The sequence below is a fragment of the Deltaproteobacteria bacterium genome (assembly GCA_016234845.1).
Taxonomy (GTDB): Bacteria; Desulfobacterota; Deferrimicrobia; order Deferrimicrobiales; family Deferrimicrobiaceae; genus JACRNP01.
The window spans coordinates 26,830-46,057 of record JACRNP010000030.1 but is presented as its reverse complement, the minus strand read 5'-3'; the positions used below and the strand labels follow the sequence as shown (position 1 = coordinate 46,057).

Below are 19,228 nucleotides of genomic sequence, written 5' to 3'. Positions count from 1 at the left end.
GGTGGCTGTGCGGCACGGTACCTCCCTCATCCCCCTGACCCTCCTCGCAATGTCGATCGTCGCCTGCCCTCGCCCCGCGATTTCCGGCGCGGCGGAGGCGGACGCCCACTACTCCCGGGGGCGCGACCTGGTGAACGCGGGAAATTACGCGGAAGCCCGGTCGGCGTTCGCCCGGGCGATCGCGGAGCACCCGGTCCACGGCGAGGCCCGCCTCCAGCTGGCGAACCTGTACTCCCGCGATATCAACACCTACTCGAAAGCGGAGGAGCTGTACCAGGGGATGCCGGAGGTCGCCGGAAAATCCGGCGGGAAGACGCGCGACGACCTGCTGTTCCGGTCGGGCGTCGGGCTGGGGAGGCTCCTCGTCAAGAGCGGCAGGAACGAGGAGGCCGCCTCGGTGCTGCGGAACTGCATCGCGTCCGCTCCGCGCGGAGCCGCCCTGGACGAGGCGTACAACGCCCTGGGGCTGGCGCATTACTACGAGCGGCACTACGAGGACGCCATCTTCGAGATGCGCCGGGCGATCAAGCTGAATCCGAACAACGAGTTCGCGAAGTTCAACCTGAAGACGATCCGCACCCGGCTCGAGCATTTTCAGGCGGGGAAGCTGTATTCCCGGCTGGGAGATCGCCCTCGCGCCGTCGAGGAATATCGAAAGGCCATCGCGCTGGATCCGCGCTTCGTCGACGCACGCTATCGTCTCGGCGTCGAATTCCTCACGGCGGGCAACCTGCAGGATGCGCTGAAGGAGCTGCGGCGCGCGGAGCTCGTCTCCGCGGCGTACCGGAAAGGGTATGAGATCTGGTACGCGGAAGGGTTGACGATGCTTCGAATGAAGCGGGTGGCCGAGGCCACGGCCCTGTTCGAAAGGACCGTCCAGGCCCGTCCCCGTTTCGCGCCCGCCCACAACGAGATCGGCAAGATCCGTCTCGATCGGGGGGAGTACGACGCGGCGATCGACCATTTCGTGAAGGCGATCGGATCGGATCCGAGGGCCGAATACGCCCGCGGGCTGCAGATCGCGATGACGCGGAAGTCCCAGCAGAAAGAGGCTCCGGGCGCACCCGCCCCGGCGCCGAAGGAATCGCCTTCCCCCTCGCCGAAATAGCACTCTCGGGTTCGCGGGCGGATCAATCGGCCGGAAACCGCACCGTGGCGGCGGAGCGCGCCGACCCCTTCTCCCCGGACGGCCTTCCGGCCCGCAGCTTCACCTCGGTGACGGGACCTTTCGGCGGCCTGCCGTACGCCGCCCGGAAATCGTCCCGGATCCGTCGGACGGCGTTGACCGCCTTCCCGACCTCGTCGGGGCCGGCCAGGACGAACACCGTCTCCTCCTCCCACAAGCGGTACATCGATCCCACGGGGAGCCGGTTTCCCCAGGCGTAGGTCAGGCGGATGCCGGACGGGGTGAACCCGTTCCACAACTGCCGGAAGAAGAGCCACACCCGTTGCTTCACCCCCAGCCTCAGCGAGTCGTCGCCGAAAACGAAGGTGACCGCGACCGGGAAGTTCGCCTCTCCGGGATAATATTCGTTCCCCGACGTGTTCACGTTGTCGGTGGCGAGGCGAATCGCCGCGTTGTCGTGCATGAACCGGCCGGAGCGGGAGTACGCGACTCCCGTCCCGGGGGGAAGCGTCATCTCGACGGAAACGCCGTTGTCGGTGAACCCGGCGCGCCTCTCGGGGGCTGGGCTCCACAACCCGGACGACGTCGATTCCCTCCAGCCGCGCATCGCGTCTTCCGCGGAGAGGACGCCTTCGGGAACCGCGGCCGCGGAAAGAAGCACCAGCAGGATCAAGGCGTTCCGGCATGCGTTACGCATCGTCCCCCCGCTCCTCCAGCCTGCGGAGGACATTGTACCCGATGCCGGCGAGCTTCTCCTCGAACCGGGCGGCGCACTCTGCGGTCCGGGCGAACCCCGGGCCGCGAAACACCACGCGGACCCTGTACTCCCCGTCGGTGACCGGGTACGATCCGATCCCGACATCGGGGTACGCCGCGATCATCTCCCCCATGATCCCGGCGTAGGAAGATTCGGGCGCCATCGAATAGAGGGTGACCCGGGTCTTCCGGCTCCCTTCCACCAGCGGACGGACCCAGCCGAACATCGCCTGCAGCAGCCGGGGGATGCCGGGGAACGCCGCCATCCGGTGGACGTAGAAACCCGGCGCCGGGGAGTACGGGTTCGGAATCAGGGTCGACCCCTGCGGGACGTGCGCCATCAACATCCGGTACTTCGGGTTCCCCCCCTGGAACGGCCTGGCCTCCAACGCGGCCCGGGTCTCCTCGTCCACGACCAGCGGCACGCCGGCGACCTCCGCAACCGCGTCCCGGGTGATGTCGTCCGGCGTGGGGCCGATCCCTCCCGTGAGGATCAGGAGGTCCGCCTCCTTGAGGTACGCCCGCAGGTGGCGAACCACGACCGGGATGTCGTCGGGAAGGATCGCGCACAGCGTCGTCTCCGCACCCCACTCCGCGAGAAGCGGGAGCATGTAGGCGAGGTTGGCCTCGCGGACCTCCCCCTTCAGCACCTCGTCCCCGAGGATGACGATCCCGACCTTCGTCGCCACGCGTGCCTCCATGACTCGAATCTTCCTATCTTACCTCCCCGAGGGGGGAAAATCATTGACATCCACGTCCGTGGATCGCTACCGTTTAGGTACGCACGGAACGGAGCCGCGACGTTGAAAAAACCCGTCACCTACAAGACCGCGGGCGTCGACATCGACGAGGGGGAACGCCTCGTCTCCCTGATCCGCCCGATGGTCCGGACGACGCACCGGAAGGAAGTCCTGGGAGACATCGGCGGATTCGCCGGGTTCTTCCGCTTCCCGAAGCGGAAGTTCCGCGACCCGGTCCTGGTCTCCGGCACCGACGGGGTCGGCACCAAGGTCAAGGTGGCCGCGATGGCGGGGAAGTTCGACACGGTGGGGATCGACCTGGTCGCCATGTGCGTGAACGACATCCTCGTGCACGGCGCCGAGCCGCTCTTCTTCCTCGACTACTACGCCACCGGGAAGCTGTCCGCGGCCGAGGGCGCGCGCGTGGTTTCGGGCGTCGCCGAAGGGTGCCGGCAGGCCGGGTGCGCCCTCCTGGGAGGGGAAACCGCCGAGATGCCGTCGGTCTACTCCCGGGGGGAGTTCGACCTCGCCGGGTTCGCCGTGGGAGCCGCCGACCGGCACGCGATCATCACGGGAGCGGGGGTTCGCCCCGGCGACGCGCTCGTGGGCCTCGCCTCCTCCGGTCTCCACAGCAACGGCTACTCCCTCGCCCGGAAGATCGTGTTCGAGGTGATGGGAAAGAGGATCGGCCAGCGCGTTCCGGAGTGGGGCGCCACGGTCGCGGAGGAGCTCCTCCGCCCGACGCGGATCTACGTCCGGCCGGTCCTCTCCTACCTGCGGAAGGGAAGCATCCTGGCGATGGCGCACATCACCGGCGGGGGAATCACGGGGAACCTTCCGCGGTCCCTTCCGCGCGGAACCGCGGCGGTCGTGGATCGCGATTCGTGGGAACCCCCGCCGGTGTTCCGCACGCTCTGCGAGGCGGCGCGGTTGCCGGAACCGGACCGTTTCCGGACGTTCAACATGGGGATCGGGATGGTGATCGTGGTCCGGCCGGGGGACGCGGACCGCGCGGTTTCGCACTTCCGCCGGTCGGGGTTCCCGGCCTGCGTGATCGGCGAGATCCGCAAGGGCCGCGGGGAGCCCCGCGTCGCCCTGGTCGGGGGGAAGCGATGAGCGACCGTGCCGTCATAGCCGTCCTCGTGTCGGGGAGCGGATCGAACCTGCAGGCCATCATCGACGCGTCGGAGCGCGGGGAGATCCCGTGCCGCGTCGGGATCGTCGTGAGCAACAAGGCGGACGCCTACGGCCTGGTGCGCGCCCGGAACCACGGGATCCCCACGGAGGTTGTGGACCACCGCGCCTTCGAGAGCCGGGAGGCGTTCGACGCTCGCCTGGTGGAGATCCTCCGCGCTTCCGGCGCTTCCCTCGTCTGCCTGGCCGGATTCATGCGCGTGGTGACGCCGGTATTCCTCCGGGCGTTCCCGCACCGGATCCTGAACATCCACCCGGCGCTGCTGCCGTCCTTCCCCGGAACGCACGGCCCCGCCCAGGCGGTCCGGTACGGGGTCCGCTTCTCCGGGTGCACCGTGCACTTCCTCGACGAGGGGGTGGACACCGGGCCGGTGATCGTGCAGGCGGTCGTCCCGGTGCACGAGGACGACACGGACGATTCCCTCGCGGCGCGCATCCTCAAGGAGGAGCACCGGATCTACCCGATGGCGATCCGCCTGTTCCTGGAAGGAAGGCTGACCGTGTCGGGGCGGCGCGTCCTGGTACGGGACGCGGGGAAGATCCCGGATTTTTCGCGGCGAAACCCCGACGCCTGACGCCCGCCGGGGGACGGGGGATTCTACTCCCAGCGGAGCAGGACCCGGTACCCCCAGTATTTCCACCCCTCGAGAAACCGCCTTCTCCCCCACCTCCATGCGGCGCCCGGCCGCTCCCACCGCTCGGACCGCACCGGCAGGACGGTGAGGTCCAAGCCGGGGGACAGGACTTTCCGGAACGCAAGGTACGCCCTTGGGACATGGTAGTCGGAAGTGACGACCACCACGGAGGTGAAGCCGCGGGACCCTACGACCGACTTCGCCGAAAAGGCGTTCTCCAGCGTGTTCTCGGACCACATCTCCACGTGGATCCGGGAGCGTGACGATGCCGGCAGCGCCGAAGCTTCCGGCAGGATGCGGGTCAGTTCCACTCCGACGCCCGCCCCGAGGATGTAGAGCTCTCCGGCCCCCCGTTCCGTCCATTCCCGGTACCCTTCCTGGATCCGGCCCTCCCCCCCCGAAAGGACGAACACGGCATCGGCGGCCCGTGAGGCCGGCCGGGGGATCCTCGACGCCGTGAGGTGCGGGATGGCGGGGGGGACCAGAAGGATCGCGGCCGAAAGGACGGTCCACAGCAGGATGCCGGCGCCTCCGGCCCTTTTCCGGCCGAAAATGGGGGGTTGTTTTTTCATGCAAGGAGTGGTAGATATTCAAGGTTCATATCACGGAGGTTCCCATGGCAAAGTGCGCGATCTGCGGCAAGGGCCCGAGCTTCGGGCACAACGTTTCCCACGCCAACAACCGGACGGCGAAGGTGTGGCGTCCGAACATCCAGCGGGTAAAGGCGGTCACCAACGGCACCGTCCGGCACGTGAACGTCTGCACGCAGTGCATCAAGTCCGGAAAGGTGGCCAAGGCCGTCTGAACTTCCTCCCATCGCGACATCGACGACCGCCATGGATGGCTTAGTCATGGATGGCCTAGTGTCGAGGCGGGCATGGATGCCCCCCCGGTTTCATGTAGTCTCTACTGTTGCTATTGCCTCGACCTCCACACGCGCCCCCGCCGGCAACTTCGAAACCTCCACGGTGGCCCTGGCCGGCGGCTCACCGGGAAAAAACCGCTTGTAGACCTCGTTCATCGCCGGAAACTCCGCCAGGTCGGTAAGGTAGACGGTCGTCTTCACCACGGAGGCGGGCGAAGACCCCCCGGCGGCCAGGACCGCCGCAAGGTTGGCCAGCACCCTCTCCGTCTGCTCCGCGATTCCCCCCTCCACGATCTTTCCCGTCGCGGGATCCAGCGGGATCTGTCCGGAGCAGAACAGGAACCCCCCGCACCGGACCGCCTGGGAGTACGGCCCGATCGCCGCGGGGGCCTTTTCCGTTTTCACCGTCGTTCGCATCTCATCCCCTTCCTCTCTCCACGGAGTGGACCCCCCGGACCTTTCCGATCGACTTGATCAGGGAGGAGAGGTGGCCGGCGTCGTGGACCGACACCTCGAAGTTGCAGATCGCGCGCTTGTCGCGCGTGGTGGTGACCGACGCCCGCCGGATGTCCACGTCGCTGGTGGTGATCGTGCGGGAAATGTCCGCCAGCAGGCCCGGCTTGTCCGCGCACACCACCCGGAGCTTCACCGGGTGGACCGCTTTGGTCCCCTCCTCCCACGACACCTCGATCGCCCGGGCCGGATCGATCTCCAGGATCTTCGGGCACTCCTTCGAATGGATCGTCACGCCCCGGCCGCGGGTGATGAAGCCGACGATCGGGTCCCCCGGCACCGGGTGGCAGCAGTTGCCGAGCCGGATGAAGATCCCGTCCATCCCCTTGACCACGATGGAGCTCGGTTTCCGCGACACCACCTTCCGGATGAGCGTGGAGAGGCGGGACTCCTTCGTCTTCTCCTGGAGCTGCTCCGGGGGCACCAGCCGGCGAAGAAGCGGAAGGATCGAAACCTTCCCGTACCCCAGCGCCATCTGGTAATCCTCCGCGGTCCTGCACCGGCTCTCCGCGAGCGTCTCGGCGAATTCCGGACCCTTCATCACCTTGTTCGGGTTCAGGGAGTATTTCCGGAACTCCTTCTCGATGATCTGCTTCCCGAGGTCGAGAGACTGTTCCATCTGCTCCTGCCGGAGCACCGCGCGGATCTTGTTCAGCGCCCGGCTGGTCTTGGCGACTTTGAGCCAGTCCCTGCTCGGCTTGTGGGACGGCTGGGTGACGATCTCGACGACGTCGCCGTTCTTCAATCCCGTCCGGAGCGGGACCATCCGCCCGTTCACCTTGGCCCCCACGCACGTGTTCCCGACCTCGGTGTGGATGGCGTAGGCGAAGTCGATCGGCGTGGCGCCCCGCGGCAATTCCTTCACGTCTCCGCGCGGGGTGAAGACGTACACCTCGTCCGGAAACAGCTCCACCTTGACGGTGTTCAGGAACTCCCGGGGGTCCTTCATGTCCTGCTGCAGCTCGAGGATCTGGCGCAGCCAGAGGAACATCTGGTCTTCCTTGTCGCCGGTGCGGCGTCCCTCCTTGTATTTCCAGTGGGCCGCGACGCCGTTTTCGGCGAGCGCGTGCATCTCCTCGGTCCGGATCTGGATCTCCATCATCTCCGCATTGGGCCCGAAGACCGTCGTGTGGAGCGACTGGTACAGGTTCGCCTTCGGCATCGCGATGTAGTCCTTGAACCGCCCGGGCACCGGCTTCCACAGGTTGTGCACGATCCCCAGCGCCTCGTAACATTCCCGAAGCGTCTTCGTGATGATCCGGAACCCGATGAAGTCGTAGACGTGCTCGAAGTCGATCCCCTGCCGGTTCATCTTCTGGAAGATGCCGGCCAGGTGCTTCGAACGGCCGGTCACCGAGGCCTCGATTCCGGCCTCCCGGCACTTGGATTCGAGGAGCGCGATGACCGTGCGGACGTGCGCCTCGCGGTTCCGCTTCCGCTCGTCGGCCTGGCGGGCGAGCACGGCGTACTGCTCGGGGTGGAGCACCTCGAAGCAGCGGTCCTCGAGCTCCGCGCGGATCCGGGACATCCCCAGCCGGGACGCGATCGGGGAGTAGATCTCGATCGTCTCGCGGGCGATGGACGCCTGCTTCTCGGGGGGAAGGTGTCTCAGGGTCCGAAGGTTGTGGAGACGGTCGGCGAGCTTGACGAGGATGACCCGGAGGTCCTTCCCCATCGCGAGGATCATCTTCCGCAGCGACTCCGCCTTCTGGGCGGCGGCGTCGGAGAGATCCACCCGGCTGATCTTGGTGACGCCGTCCACGAGGACGGCGACCGACTCCCCGAAGAGGTCCCGGATCTCCTCGTTGGTGGCGACGGTGTCCTCCACGGTGTCGTGGAGGAGGCCCGTGGCGACGGTCTCCTCGTCGAGGTTCCAGTCGGCGAGGAGGTACGCCACGTTCAGGGGGTGGATCAGGTACGGCTCGCCGGACTGGCGAACCTGCCCGTGGTGGACCTTCGCCGTGAAAACGTACGCCTTGTGGATGAGCTCCACGTTGGCGGAAGGCCGGGCGGCCTGCACCCGGTCCACGATGTCCATGAGACGGAGCAAAGCGTCGCCGCCCGCCCCGGCGCTATTTTACCCGGACCTTCCCTTGGGCGATCTCGCGAAGCGCGACGACGGTCGGCTTCTCCTTGCGCGCCGTGGTGTCGATCGTGGCGCCCGCGCCCGAATAGAGCTGCTTCGCGCGCCGCGCGGCGACCACCGTGAGCTGGAAGTGGCTGTTGACCTGCCTTAGACAATCCTCCACCGTTACGCGAGCCATCCCGTCACTCTCCTTTTCCCGTTATCCGTTACCCGTTATCCGATAGAATCCGGTCCACGGCGGCGGCCTTCCGCTTCATGCGAAGCCGCCGCGCGCGGATGATCCACTCGACCTGCCGGACCGCCGTCTCGAGCTCCTCGTTCACCACCAGGTAGTCGTACCCCTTCAGCTCGGCGATCTCCCTCCGCGCCGCCTCGAGCCGGCGTTCCATCTCTTCCCGGCTGTCCCTCCCGCGTCCGTAGAGCCGCTCCCGCAACGTCTCCCGGTCGGGGGGGAGGATGCCGATCAGCACCGCCCCCGGAACGGCCGCCTTCACGGATCGGCCTCCCTGGACGTCGATCTCGAGCACCGCGTCGTCCCCGCGGGAGACGATCGCGTCGACCGTGGAACGGGCGGTCCCGTACCGATTCCCGTAGACGGCTGCCCATTCCAGAAACTCTTTCGATTTCACCATTTTATCAAATTCCTGCTCATCCACGAAATAATAATCCACCCCGTGGGTCTCCCCGGGCTTTCTCCCGCGCGTCGTGTAGGAGATGGACAGGGAGAGCCGATCCACGCGATCCAGGACGGCCCTGCAGATCGTGGTCTTTCCGGACCCCGAAGGGGCCGATATCACGAAGATGTCGCCGCGCTCCATGCTCACTCCACGTTCTGGATCTGCTCGCGGACCTTCTCGAGCTCGGTTTTCGCGGAGACGACCAGCGCGGAGACCCCGGCGTGCGCCGATTTGGCGCCGGCCGTGTTGAGCTCGCGGAAGATCTCCTGCACGAGGAAGTCGAACCGCTTCCCCACCGCGTCGCCGGGCGTCCGGAAGAGGGCTTCCGCGGCGGCCAGGTGCACGCCCAGCCGGTCGCACTCCTCCGTGATGTCGAGCCGGTCGATCAGGATCGCCGCCTCCTGGGCGACGCGGACCGGATCGGTCCCCGCCTCCCCGGAGAGCGCCGCGATCCGTTCCCGGAAGCGGGCGGCGGCAAGGGACCGGTTTTCCTCCGCCAGCGACCGGATCTCTCCGGCCATCGCGGCGAGGAGGGAAACGTTGGCCCGGACGATCTCCTTGAGGCGTTCCCCCTCCCCGGCGCGCGATCCGGCGAGCATCGCAAGGGCGTCTTTCGCGGCGCCCTCCGCAAGCGGCCAGAGGATCTCGGCCGGGTCGTCCCCGTCCGGCGCCACCTGGAAGAGGTCCGGCACGGCGAGCAGGTCGCCGACGGTCACCTCGCTCCCCACCCCGTACTCCTTCCGGATCCGGGCCGCCTCGTCGAGGAACGCCGAAAGGAGTCCCCGGTTCACGCGAAGCGCGGCGCCGAGCCTCCCCCACTCCCGCACGTTCACATGGAGGTCCACCTTCCCCCGGCGCAGGACGTCCCGGGCCATTCCCCGCAGTCGAGGCTCCCAGGACAGAAAGCGGGAAGGACACCGGGTGTGCACGTCGAGGAACCGGTGGTTCACCGAGCGGACGTCCACGGAGACGGAGACCTCCTCTCCATGCCGCTCCCCGCGGCCGAACCCGGTCATGCTCATCCACATGTCCTGCTCCCTTCGGACGCGCGGCCGTACAGCATCTCCCGCCGGACCGACGCAAGCAACGCGCGGACCTCGTTCGATGCGTAGTCCGGGTACGTCCACGGCTGCGGGCGAAACTCCCCGCCGCGATACTCCAGCGTCAGCTCCGCGAACACCCCCTCGCCCAGGTACACCCGGTGCGTGAAGTTCTTCGCCGTCGCCAGCACGAAATTCTCCGGCGTCACCAGCCCCGGGTCGAGGTTCACCGTCCGCCGGCCCGCCACCGACAGCTCTCGCTCGATCGCCTCGAGCCCCACCTTGATCCCCGGCAGGGAGTCCCTCCGGACCGGGTCGACGGCGACCAGGAACCGACGGGATAGCGGCGACCCCATCTCGGCCGCGTAGTAGTCGGTCCAGTCGAACGGAAGGGGTTCGCCCGCGGGCCGGATCTCCCCGAGGAGCTTCGCCATCCTCGGGATCGCCGCTTCGAAGGCCCTCGGCTCGCGATAGATCGCGGATACGACGATCCTTCCGGGGCCCGGTGCCGAACGGACGCTCACCGCTTACCGACGTCCGGATCGAGCGCCCGCGCGCGGACCGCCCGAAGGAGCTTCTCCGCGGTGATCGGGGAGGTGCCGACCTCGCCGACGACAACGCTCGCCGCCACGTTCGCCAGCACGGCGGCCTCCCGCATCGAAGCGCCCGCGGCGAGGCACGAGGCCAGGGTCCCGATCACCGTGTCCCCCGCTCCCGTCACGTCGAACACCTCCCGCGCGAACGCGGGGACGTGGAAGCAGGCGTTCCTGCCGCGCTCGACGAGGGTCATCCCCTCCTCCCCGCGCGTGATGAGGATCGCCGCGGAGCGGCTCCTGCGAAGCAGCTCCCTTCCCGCCTCCCACACCTCGAGGTCGGATCGAAGCTCGCGTCCCCCGAGGGCCGCCTGCGCCTCTCCCTTGTTCGGGGTGATCAGCGTGCAGCCGCGATAGAACGCGAAGTCGTTCCGCTTCGGATCCACCGCCACGAACAGGCCCGCCTTCCGGGCGGCGTCCGTGACCTCGCGGACCAGATCCTCGGACAGCGCCCCCTTCCGATAATCCGAAAAAACCACCCCCTGCACCCGCGGGAGCATCCCCATCACCTTCTTCCGGAGCGCCTCGCACGTCTTTCGGGAGGGAGGGGTGTTCCGTTCCCGGTCGACCCGCACCACCTGCTGGCTGTGCGCGATCACCCGCGTCTTCACCGTGGTCTGGCGGTCGGGTTCCGGCACGAGCGCGGAAACGCCGACCCGCCGGCGGCGGAGCATCCGCGCCACGTCCCTCCCCGCCGCATCATCGCCCACGAGGCCCGCCAGCTCCACCCCGACACGGAGTCCCGACAGGTTCAACGCCACGTTCGCCGCCCCTCCGGGAATCCGCGCGTCGCGCGTGACCGCCACCACGGGTACGGGCGCCTCCGGCGAGATCCTTCCCACCGTCCCGAACACGTACTCGTCGAGCATGACGTCGCCCACCACGAGCACGCGGCACTTCGGGAACCGGGCGATCAGCCCGGCGGCACGGGACAGGGGGGAAACGTCATTCATACGCGGTCGCCTCGTCGATCAGCAGGATGGGGATGCCGTCGTCGATCCGGTACGAGAGACGGCACGTCGCGCACCGCAGCTCCGATTCGTCGGCGGTGAGGACGAGCTCCCCCTTGCACTTCGGGCACGCAAGGATCTCCAGCAGCTCCTTGTCCATGTCTACCCTCCCTCCCGTTGCGGAACCAGTTCCCCGACCAGCGTCCAGTCCCGGATTTTCCGGAACTTCGCGTAGAGCCGGACCGGGACGCGTCGTTCGTCGCTGGAGAGCCACATCTTCAGGTCCCCCTTGTCCTCCAGCTTCCCGTCCCGGCGGATCACCGGCCGGATGACGACGGTGTCCATTTCGCCGTTTTCCGTGCGAATCCGCTCCTTGCCGAGCACCCGCGCGGAGATCTGCCACACCTTTCGTCCCGCGTAGACGTTCCTCGACTTCTCGTCCCCTCCCACATCGCGCCAACGGAAGTAGTAGGCGGCGCTCACCGGGTCGTACACCATCGGGACGGCGTTGACGCGCTTGCGAACCTCCCCGGTCCGGCGGTACCGGTACGTGATCTTCCCCGTGTCCTGCTCGTATGTGGCGACGTCGTCCGGCAGCTTCGCCCGCTGGGTGAACTCCTGCCGGAGAGGCGCGAGCGTTTCGGCGTCGAGGTAGTAGTCGATGGTCTCGTTCACGGGGTAGATGTACGACAGAACCCCCGACGTCCACGCGCGGACGTTCAGGTGGTAGGCGACCTTGCCCCCGACCGCGACCTTTCCTTGGTAGCGGAAGCGGGCGTACCCCATCGTGATCCCGATGAAGTCGACCCGGTAGACGAGCTCCTCCCTCCCGTTCGCCCAGGCCGGACCGGCCGCCGGCGAAGCCCCCTTCGCCTCGGGCGGTGGCGGCGTCGAAGGGTGCGGTTTCGGTTTTTTCGCGACGGGGTGTGCCGCCGACGGGGTTTCCCCGATCTCCGGGGGGAGCGTTTCCTTCGACGGTTCCGCCGCCGCGGGGGGCGCAGCGTCGGTGACGGCCGGCTCCTCTTTCGCCTCGGCGGGGGCCCCGGGCGGGATCCTCCCCGGGACATCGGGGGGAGGGGCAGCCGGCACCGCTACCGCGGCGTTATCGGCCTCCGGTTCCGCGAGTCGTACCACGACGGGATTGAGATCGATCCACGAGTTCGAGGCATTGTCCGGAGCGTCCGCGCGGACCGTCGCGGGCGGCGATGGAGGCGGTCCGCCCTCGATTCCCCGGCCACCGCGGAAACAGCCGGGTGCGAGCAGCAGCGGAAGCAGCAGCAGCGGCCGGCACCGGCGAAGACGGCCCTCGCGTCCCCTCCCGTCGCGCCGGCTCACGACCGGACGCCCCCGCCCGTGATCCACAAGGCCGCCTCCCGCATCCCCGGGAGGAAGACATCCGGCGCGACGCCCATCCGCTCCCCCTTCTCCCGCTCCTCGCGACCGTACCCCGTCGCCACGAGGACCGTCCGCGCCCCGATCCGCGCGCCCAGCGCGATGTCGCTCATTTTATCACCGACCATGAACCGGGGGCACGATTCCGGCACCCCGAGGCGAAAAAGGATCGACTCCGCCATCGCGGTCCCGGGTTTCCTGCACGGGCACGCCACCCGCAGCTCCGGCACCACCCCCTCCGGGTGGTGCGGGCAGTATTCCCACGCGTCGAAGGCGACCCCCTCCTTGCGGAACGCCGAAAGGAATGCCCGGTGGACGGAATCCATCTCCTCGCGGGTGAATTTCCCCCGGGCGAGTCCGGCCTGGTTCGATACCACCGCGAGGAGATACCCTTTCCCCGCGAGCCTCCGGAGCCCCTCCACCGCACCGGGCAGGATCCGGACCGCGGCGGGGTCGCGCAGGTACCCCGTCTCCTCGATCAGCGTCCCGTCCCGGTCCAGGAAGACGATCCCTTTCAACGCGCCTCCCCGTAGATGTCCGGCTCCCCGGGGGGGCGCGTCTTCCAGCGGCGATGGAACCAGAGCCACTGGTCCGGGGCCTCCCGGATCGCCTTCTCCAGCTCCTCGTTGCACCGCCGCGTCACGCGGAGCACCTCGTCGTCCCTCGGAGCGTCGTAGTCGATCGCGACCGGTGGGCCGAACCGGAGCACGTGGTGGAATTTCCTCTCCGGATCCCGGAAGATGAATCCGGTGTGGACGGCCGCGCGCATGGACAGCGCCAGCCGCGCGATTCCGTCCGTGGTGTACGCCTTGCGCGTGAAGAAATCCACGAGGACCCCCTTGTGACGGTCCACGTTCTGGTCGATCAGGATCCCCACCAGGATGTTCCTGCGCAGGATCTTCACCACGGACTTCGCGGATTCCTCCTTGCGGATGACGATGTTGCCGCCCCACTCCCTCCGCTCCGTCACGATCCGGTCCAGGATCGCGCTTTTCAGCGGCCGGACGATGAACGCGACGGGGGCGATGTTCAGGCCGTAGACGTGGGAGAGCAGCTCCCAGTTCCCGAAGTGTCCGGTCATGACCATTGCGGGCTGCTTCCGCTCCTCCATCGATTCCCGGACGTGCCCTGCCCCCTCGATCCGGAAATGCTCCCGCACGTAAGCGTCGTCCATCCTCGGGATGTGGATGAACTCCGCGGCGGCGGTGCCCATCCGGACGTAGCAGGTCCGGATGATCCGCGCGGCCTCCGCGTCCCCCATCTCCGGAAACGCGATCCGCAGGTTGATCCGTCCGATCCTCCGGTGCTTCCGGTCCGCCCGCCAGACCGCGAGCATCACCGTCTCGCAGAAAACCGCCAGCAGCGGGAGCGGCACCGACTCGAGGATCCGCAGCAGGAGGCGGGCCAGCTTCTCCTTCACGCTCCGCCCCCTTCGACCCGATCGAGGATCGCGCACGAAAGCCCTTCCCATCCGGAAAGGTACTCGACCTCCACCCGCAGGGCGCCGACCGGGAACGGGACGTCCGCGGGGAGGCGGACCGCGTCCTTCTCCGTGGTGAGGACCGGGAGCCCGGCGGACTCCCGGGCGATCCGCGCAAGGTCCCGGTGCCCGTAGGCGTGATGATCGGGAAATCCGATGAACCCGCGGACCCGGAATCCGGCGGCCGCAAGGGTTTCGCGGAACTGCCCGTTGCGCGCCAGGCCGGAGAACCCGAACAGTTCGGCGCCCGGCGGAAAATCCGGAATCTCCCGGCCGGCCGCTCCGACGATCTCCCCCGGCGTGAACCGCGACGTCGCCGACGGGCAGCCGGCCCGAACCGGCACCGATCGGGCGACCGCCTCTCCCGCCGCGGCGTCCGGGCACTTCGTCACGACGAGCCCGTCCGCGAACCGCGCGTGGCTCGGGGGTTCCCGGAGCGGCCCGAACGGCGCCGTCCCATGGCCTCGAATCCCCCGCGGGCAATCGACGAGCAGCAGGTCGAAATCCCTTTGGAGCGGCAGGTGCTGGAACCCGTCGTCGAGGAGAAATACATCCACGGGCCGCCGGGCGAGGATCTCCCGTCCGGCCGCCGCGCGCGATTCGCCGACCGCGACGGGGATCCCCGGGAGCCTCCGCGCCATCAGCACCGGTTCGTCGCCGCATTCGGCCGATCCGCCGATCCTTCCCTCTCCGTCCGACACCCAGCGAACGCCCCGCGTCGCCCTACCGTATCCCCGCGAAAGGATCGCGACGCGGCGTCCCCTTTCCGTGAGCCACCTCGCGAGGTGGATCACGTGCGGGGTCTTCCCCGCGCCTCCCAGGGAGAGGTTCCCGACGCTCACCACGGGGCGGGGAAGACGCTCCCCACGCAGGAATCCGCTGGAATACAGCCTCCTTCGCACGCGCGCCGCCGCGCCGAAGATCACGTTCGCCCCCCGCGTCCGATCGCGGAGAGGACCGCCGCCGCGTTCTTCTCCGTGGCGCCGCGGAACGACTCGAGAAGCTCGCGGCCTCTCCGCCCGACACCTTCGAAGGAGGACGGATTGGAGGCGAACCGGACCACGACGGCGGCGAAGCCGTCCTCGTCCGGGACCTGGACCAGTGCGCCTGCCGCCAGGAACGCCGCCGCGATCTCCCGGAAATTCTCCATGTGCGGCCCCACCACCGTAGGGATCCCGTGCCACGCGGGCTCCAGCACGTTGTGGCCGCCTTTCGGGACGAGGCTCCCCCCGACGAACGCGAGTCCCGCCGCCGCGTAGGCGCTGGAGAGTTCTCCCACCGTGTCCAGCAGCAGCACCTCCGCGTCCAGCGCGGTATCCCCTTCCGCGATCTCCGTCCGGCGCGCGACGCGCACGCCGGCCTGGCGGGCCAGGGCGAAAACCGGCTCGAACCGTTCGGGATGGCGGGGAGCCAGCAGGAGCTTGAGGGAGGGATTCGCCTCGCGCGCCGAGAGGTATGACCGGAGGACCGCCGCCTCCTCCCCCTCGTGCGTGGATCCCGCGACGATCCAGCGGGTGCCGGAACGCCTCTCCGACTGGAGCAGCACGGAAAGGGTGGATGCCGCTCCCCGGGGCGGGGAAACGTCGAACTTGAGATTTCCGCCTACCTCCACCGCCCCTTCCAGCGCGCCGAGGGCGATGAACCGGTCGGCGTCTTCCCGCGACTGGGCGGAGATCGTCCGGACCGTGCGCAGCACCGGCGCGAAAAACCGGCGGAGACGCAGGTACCCGCGGAAGGAGCGTTCGGAGAGGCGACCGTTGACGATCACCACGGGGACTCCCCGCCGCGCGCACTCCGCGAGGAAGTTGGGCCAGATCTCCGTTTCCACGATGACGACCGCGTCCGGCCGGAGGCGGTCCAGGAACTTTCCGCAGAGGCCGGGCAGGTCGAACGGGAAGTAGAACCTCTGGTCGACGACGTCCGAAAGCGCCTTCTCCGCCGTATCCCGCCCGGTGACCGTCACGTTCGAGAGCGCGATCCGCGCATCGGGGACGACCCTCCGCAGTTCCCGCAGCAGGGGAACCGACGCGAGCGTCTCCCCCACCGAGACGGCGTGCACCCAGACCGCGGGGCGGGCATCCCGCGGACGGGCGTCCGGCACGCCGCGAATCCCCAGCCGTTCCGGGAAGTTGACGCGTCGTTTCCGCGAGACGAGAAGCCACGGGAGCCACAGGGGGACCCCCGCCGTCAGGACCACCGCGACGGCGGCGTTGTAGAGGACGTGCCCGGGGCACCCGGGGAGAAACGGGCGGGCCAACCGGTCACCCTTTCCCGGACGCGGTGGCCGGATCGTTCCTTCTCTCCTCGAACTGCTTGTGGTAGAAGGCGCGGTACCGCGACTCCGTCGCGAGCAGTTCGTCGTGCCTCCCCCGCTCCACGATCCTCCCCCCCTCGATCACCAGGATCACGTCGGCGTTGCGCACGGTGGAGAGGCGGTGGGCGATGACGAACGTGGTGCGCCCGCGCATCAGCGTGTCGAGGGCGTCCTGGACCACGCGTTCGGACTCCGAGTCGAGCGCGGAGGTCGCCTCGTCGAGGATGAGGATCGGAGCGTCCTTCAGGAGGGCGCGGGCGATCGCCAGGCGCTGCCGCTCGCCGCCGGAAAGGCGAAGTCCCTGCTCTCCGACCACGGTCTCGTATCCCTCCGGCATCCGCTCGACGAACGCGTGGGCGTTCGCGCGGCGCGCCGCCTCCGCCACCCTTTCCATCGGGGCGTCGGGGATCCCGTAGGCGATGTTGTTCCGCACGGTGTCGTTGAACAGGATCGTGTGCTGGCTGACGACCGCGATCTGGGCGCGCAGGGACGAAACGGTCGCGTCCCGGATGTCGACCCCGTCGACCCGGATGGAACCGGCCTTCGGATCGTAGAATCGGGGAATGAGGTCGACCAGGGTCGTCTTCCCGGCGCCGCTCGAACCGACGATGGCGACCATCGTCCCCGCGGGGACGCGGAAATCGACGTCCGTGAGGACCGGATCGCCCTCCTCCGCGTACCGGAAGTCCACGTGCGAGAATTCGATCCCGTCCCGGATCGGCGGCAGCTCGACCGCGTCCTCCTTCTCGCGGACTTCCGGAAGCGTGTCGATCACCTCGAACACGCGGGTTCCCGCGGCGATCCCCTGCTGCACGACGTTGTTGATGCGCGAAAGACGCTTGACCGGCTCGTACAGCATGAAGAGCGCGGTCATGAAGGAGAAGAAGTTGCCCGGCGTGCTGTGGCCCGAGACGACGCTGTACCCGCCGTAATAGATCACCGCCGCCGCCCCGACGCCGGCGAACGTCTCGGAGAGCGGCGAGGTCATCGCCTGCACCTTCACCACCTTCATGCTGAGGCGGAACAGCTCCTGGTTGCGGGTGGCGAACCGCTCGACCTCGTACCCCTCGGCGCCGAACGACTTCACGAGCTTCGCGCCGCTGATCGTTTCCTGCAGGTGGGACGTAAGCCCCCCGGTGATCTCCTGCGCCTGCGTGCTGGTCCTGCGCAGCCTGCGGCCGAAGCGGGCGATGGGCCAGAACGCGAGCGGGAACGCCACCAGCGCGACCAGCGCCAGCCGCCAGTCGCGGTAGAAGATGACGAAGACGAGGAAAGCGGCCGTGAAGATGTCCTTGATGAGTCCGGTGGCGGCGTCGGTGATCGCGCTCTGCATGAGGGCGACGTCGTTCAGGACCCGCGACATGAGCACGCCGGTGGAGTTCTTCAGGTAGAACGACAGCGACAGCGACTGCATGTGCCGGTACAGGTGGTCCCGGATGTCGCGAACCACCCGCTGCCCCGCCCCGCTCATCAGGTACGCCTGGGCGAATTCGAGGAACCCGCGGGAGAGGTAGATCGCCAGCACCAGCAGCGGGATGTAGGTGAGCCGCGTCGCGTCCTTGCGGATGAAGATGTCGTCGAGGATCGGCTTGACGAGGAACGCCGTGGATCCGCTCAGGGCCGACACGCCGACCATCAGCAGCATCGCGAGCAGCAGCCGGGAGACGTACGGACGAACGTACCCCAGCATCCGCTTGTAGAGGGTCACGCCCACGCGCCCGCCGCCTCCCGGTCCAGCATGTCCACGACGGCCCCCGTGGGGCCCGGGCCGCGCAGCCGGTCCCGCAGGGAGAGGCACCGCGCGCGAAGCCCGAGACGCCGCGGCCCGTCGGAGAGCATTCCTCCCAGCGCCGCGGCGATCCGGCCCGCGGTGCAGTCGTCCTGGATGAGCTCGGGGAGGAACCGCTCCCCCGCGACGATGTTCGGCAACCCGACGTTTTGGACCTTCGCCAGGCGCCGGCCGATCTGGTAGGTCACCCAGGAGGTGCGATAGACGATGACCGACGGGACCCCCAGCAGGGCGAGCTCGAGGGTGACCGTTCCGGACACCGCCATCGCCGCGGTCATTCCGCGGAACAGCAGGTGTCTCCCCTCGTCCACCACGGTCAGCGGAAGGGAAGTTCCGGACAGCCGGCGCGCGATCCGCTCCCGCAGCGCGGGGCGCGCCACCGGCAGCGCGAAGTGGACATCCGGATGCTCCCGTGCGACCTCCTCCGCCGCGGACAGGAGGACCGGGAGGTGCGCCTCGATCTCCCCGGGACGGCTCCCCGGGAGCAGCCCCACGACCGTCTTCCCCTCCGGCAGGCCGAAACGCGCCGGATCGGGGTCCGCGTCGAGGAACGGCGCAAGCTCCTCCAGGAGCGGGTGGCCGGCGAACACCGCGTTGACGCCGAACTTTCGCAACAGGGTCTCCTCGAACGGGAACAGTACGACCGCCCCTCGCGTGAACTTCGCCAGGGTCTTCGCGCGACCCGTGCGCCAGGCCCACACCTGCGGCGGTATGTAATAGATCACGGGAACGCCGCGCCTCCACGCCGAAAGTCCGACCCGGAAATTGAAATCCGGGTAATCCACCAGCACCACGGCGCCGATGTCCGGGCGCAGGACGCGGTCCGTCGCGGCCGCGAGGGCGGAGCGGATCGCCGGGAGGTGCGTGAGGACCTCCGTCACCCCGACGACCGAGATCCCGCCGTAGTCCAGGAGGAGCTTCACCCCCTCGTCCGCGAGCCGCGCCCCGCCGATCCCCTCCATCGGCGCGCCGGGGTGGCGGCGCCGGAACTCCCGGGCCACCCGGGCGGCGTACGCTTCCCCCGACGGCTCCCCGCAGAGGAGGAACAGGGTCTTCTGGCCCGGTTTCATGGACACGC

Annotated in this window: 22 protein-coding genes; 4 read left to right on the top strand and 18 right to left on the bottom strand. The window is 68.6% G+C overall.

Annotated elements, in window-relative coordinates:
• The first annotated feature begins 1 nt into the window (after nt 1).
• Nucleotides 2–1,108: a tetratricopeptide repeat protein gene (locus HZB86_02870; GenBank protein ID MBI5904484.1), complete on the top strand. Its 1,107-nt coding sequence runs from the start codon at nt 2–4 to the stop codon at nt 1,106–1,108.
• Nucleotides 1,109–1,130: 22 nt separating this feature from the next.
• Here HZB86_02870 and HZB86_02865 read toward each other — a convergent pair whose 3' ends face one another.
• Together HZB86_02865 and HZB86_02860 are read right to left on the bottom strand one after the other, a co-directional pair.
• Entirely contained in the window at nt 1,131–1,823 is a 693-nt protein-coding gene (locus HZB86_02865) for a DUF3047 domain-containing protein (protein MBI5904483.1), read from the bottom strand.
• Entirely contained in the window at nt 1,816–2,583 is a 768-nt protein-coding gene (locus HZB86_02860) for a competence/damage-inducible protein A (protein MBI5904482.1), read from the bottom strand. Before HZB86_02860 ends, HZB86_02865 begins: the two co-directional genes overlap by 8 nt.
• 102 nt (nt 2,584–2,685) lie before the next feature.
• Here HZB86_02860 and HZB86_02855 point away from each other — a divergent pair, with 102 nt between their 5' ends.
• Entirely contained in the window at nt 2,686–3,738 is a 1,053-nt protein-coding gene (locus HZB86_02855) for a phosphoribosylformylglycinamidine cyclo-ligase (GenBank protein ID MBI5904481.1), read from the top strand.
• A complete protein-coding gene (locus tag HZB86_02850) occupies nt 3,735–4,391 on the top strand; it encodes a phosphoribosylglycinamide formyltransferase (protein ID MBI5904480.1) in 657 nt (218 codons plus the stop codon). Before HZB86_02855 ends, HZB86_02850 begins: the two co-directional genes overlap by 4 nt.
• A 23-nt stretch (nt 4,392–4,414) precedes the next feature.
• Here HZB86_02850 and HZB86_02845 read toward each other — a convergent pair whose 3' ends face one another.
• The gene (locus HZB86_02845) at nt 4,415–5,023 is read right to left on the bottom strand and encodes a YdcF family protein (protein MBI5904479.1); all 609 of its coding nucleotides are present in this window, start codon (nt 5,021–5,023) and stop codon (nt 4,415–4,417) included.
• Between the two features lie 44 nt (nt 5,024–5,067).
• Here HZB86_02845 and HZB86_02840 point away from each other — a divergent pair, with 44 nt between their 5' ends.
• The gene (locus HZB86_02840; GenBank protein MBI5904478.1) at nt 5,068–5,256 is read left to right on the top strand and encodes a 50S ribosomal protein L28; all 189 of its coding nucleotides are present in this window, start codon (nt 5,068–5,070) and stop codon (nt 5,254–5,256) included.
• A 90-nt stretch (nt 5,257–5,346) separates the two neighbouring features.
• Here HZB86_02840 and HZB86_02835 read toward each other — a convergent pair whose 3' ends face one another.
• From HZB86_02835 to lpxB, 15 genes are read right to left on the bottom strand one after another with little or no spacing between them, the layout of a single operon-like run.
• Complete coding sequence (locus HZB86_02835; GenBank protein ID MBI5904477.1) at nt 5,347–5,733, bottom strand: reactive intermediate/imine deaminase; 387 nt, start codon at nt 5,731–5,733, stop codon at nt 5,347–5,349.
• A 1-nt stretch (nt 5,734) separates the two neighbouring features.
• Entirely contained in the window at nt 5,735–7,879 is a 2,145-nt protein-coding gene (locus HZB86_02830) for a bifunctional (p)ppGpp synthetase/guanosine-3',5'-bis(diphosphate) 3'-pyrophosphohydrolase (protein MBI5904476.1), read from the bottom strand.
• 22 nt (nt 7,880–7,901) lie between these two features.
• The gene (locus HZB86_02825; protein ID MBI5904475.1) at nt 7,902–8,093 is read right to left on the bottom strand and encodes a DNA-directed RNA polymerase subunit omega; all 192 of its coding nucleotides are present in this window, start codon (nt 8,091–8,093) and stop codon (nt 7,902–7,904) included.
• A gap of 28 nt (nt 8,094–8,121) precedes the next feature.
• Entirely contained in the window at nt 8,122–8,733 is a 612-nt protein-coding gene (gene gmk / locus HZB86_02820) for a guanylate kinase (protein ID MBI5904474.1), read from the bottom strand.
• Between the two features lie 2 nt (nt 8,734–8,735).
• Nucleotides 8,736–9,614 carry a YicC family protein gene (locus tag HZB86_02815; protein ID MBI5904473.1) on the bottom strand — a complete coding sequence of 293 codons (879 nt, stop codon included), beginning with the start codon at nt 9,612–9,614 and terminating at the stop codon, nt 8,736–8,738.
• Nucleotides 9,611–10,156, bottom strand: coding sequence for a DUF4416 family protein (locus HZB86_02810; protein ID MBI5904472.1), 546 nt, complete (start codon nt 10,154–10,156; stop codon nt 9,611–9,613). The genes HZB86_02815 and HZB86_02810 overlap by 4 nt, the downstream gene beginning before the upstream one ends.
• Nucleotides 10,153–11,178 carry a D-glycero-beta-D-manno-heptose-7-phosphate kinase gene (gene rfaE1, locus HZB86_02805; GenBank protein ID MBI5904471.1) on the bottom strand — a complete coding sequence of 342 codons (1,026 nt, stop codon included), beginning with the start codon at nt 11,176–11,178 and terminating at the stop codon, nt 10,153–10,155. The genes HZB86_02810 and rfaE1 overlap by 4 nt, the downstream gene beginning before the upstream one ends.
• Entirely contained in the window at nt 11,171–11,335 is a 165-nt protein-coding gene (locus HZB86_02800) for a Trm112 family protein (GenBank protein ID MBI5904470.1), read from the bottom strand. The genes rfaE1 and HZB86_02800 overlap by 8 nt, the downstream gene beginning before the upstream one ends.
• Nucleotides 11,336–11,337: 2 nt before the next feature.
• Nucleotides 11,338–12,510: a DUF3108 domain-containing protein gene (locus tag HZB86_02795; protein ID MBI5904469.1), complete on the bottom strand. Its 1,173-nt coding sequence runs from the start codon at nt 12,508–12,510 to the stop codon at nt 11,338–11,340.
• Complete coding sequence (locus tag HZB86_02790) at nt 12,507–13,085, bottom strand: HAD family hydrolase (GenBank protein MBI5904468.1); 579 nt, start codon at nt 13,083–13,085, stop codon at nt 12,507–12,509. The genes HZB86_02795 and HZB86_02790 overlap by 4 nt, the downstream gene beginning before the upstream one ends.
• Nucleotides 13,082–13,987, bottom strand: a complete 906-nt coding sequence (locus HZB86_02785; protein MBI5904467.1) for a lysophospholipid acyltransferase family protein — start codon at nt 13,985–13,987, stop codon at nt 13,082–13,084. The genes HZB86_02790 and HZB86_02785 overlap by 4 nt, the downstream gene beginning before the upstream one ends.
• On the bottom strand, nt 13,984–14,973 hold the full coding sequence (gene lpxK, locus HZB86_02780) for a tetraacyldisaccharide 4'-kinase (protein ID MBI5904466.1): 990 nt from the start codon (nt 14,971–14,973) through the stop codon (nt 13,984–13,986). Before lpxK ends, HZB86_02785 begins: the two co-directional genes overlap by 4 nt.
• Nucleotides 14,970–16,304, bottom strand: coding sequence for a 3-deoxy-D-manno-octulosonic acid transferase (locus HZB86_02775; protein ID MBI5904465.1), 1,335 nt, complete (start codon nt 16,302–16,304; stop codon nt 14,970–14,972). The genes lpxK and HZB86_02775 overlap by 4 nt, the downstream gene beginning before the upstream one ends.
• A 4-nt stretch (nt 16,305–16,308) precedes the next feature.
• Nucleotides 16,309–18,051: a lipid A export permease/ATP-binding protein MsbA gene (gene msbA / locus HZB86_02770; GenBank protein ID MBI5904464.1), complete on the bottom strand. Its 1,743-nt coding sequence runs from the start codon at nt 18,049–18,051 to the stop codon at nt 16,309–16,311.
• A gap of 14 nt (nt 18,052–18,065) precedes the next feature.
• A complete protein-coding gene (gene lpxB / locus HZB86_02765; protein MBI5904463.1) occupies nt 18,066–19,226 on the bottom strand; it encodes a lipid-A-disaccharide synthase in 1,161 nt (386 codons plus the stop codon).
• Between the last annotated feature and the right edge of the window lie 2 nt (nt 19,227–19,228).

What these genes read in the sequence shown, in the direction of transcription:
- gmk (MBI5904474.1), bottom strand. Translation starts at nt 8,733, where the DNA reads ATGGAGCGCGGCGACATCTTCGTGATATCGGCCCCTTCGGGGTCCGGA.
- HZB86_02815 (MBI5904473.1), bottom strand. Translation starts at nt 9,614, where the DNA reads ATGAGCATGACCGGGTTCGGCCGCGGGGAGCGGCATGGAGAGGAGGTC.
- msbA (MBI5904464.1), bottom strand. Translation starts at nt 18,051, where the DNA reads ATGCTGGGGTACGTTCGTCCGTACGTCTCCCGGCTGCTGCTCGCGATG.
- rfaE1 (MBI5904471.1), bottom strand. Translation starts at nt 11,178, where the DNA reads ATGAATGACGTTTCCCCCCTGTCCCGTGCCGCCGGGCTGATCGCCCGG.
- HZB86_02840 (MBI5904478.1), top strand. Translation starts at nt 5,068, where the DNA reads ATGGCAAAGTGCGCGATCTGCGGCAAGGGCCCGAGCTTCGGGCACAAC.
- HZB86_02850 (MBI5904480.1), top strand. Translation starts at nt 3,735, where the DNA reads ATGAGCGACCGTGCCGTCATAGCCGTCCTCGTGTCGGGGAGCGGATCG.
- HZB86_02845 (MBI5904479.1), bottom strand. Translation starts at nt 5,023, where the DNA reads ATGAAAAAACAACCCCCCATTTTCGGCCGGAAAAGGGCCGGAGGCGCC.
- HZB86_02800 (MBI5904470.1), bottom strand. Translation starts at nt 11,335, where the DNA reads ATGGACAAGGAGCTGCTGGAGATCCTTGCGTGCCCGAAGTGCAAGGGG.
- HZB86_02860 (MBI5904482.1), bottom strand. Translation starts at nt 2,583, where the DNA reads ATGGAGGCACGCGTGGCGACGAAGGTCGGGATCGTCATCCTCGGGGAC.
- HZB86_02865 (MBI5904483.1), bottom strand. Translation starts at nt 1,823, where the DNA reads ATGCGTAACGCATGCCGGAACGCCTTGATCCTGCTGGTGCTTCTTTCC.
- HZB86_02835 (MBI5904477.1), bottom strand. Translation starts at nt 5,733, where the DNA reads ATGCGAACGACGGTGAAAACGGAAAAGGCCCCCGCGGCGATCGGGCCG.
- HZB86_02825 (MBI5904475.1), bottom strand. Translation starts at nt 8,093, where the DNA reads ATGGCTCGCGTAACGGTGGAGGATTGTCTAAGGCAGGTCAACAGCCAC.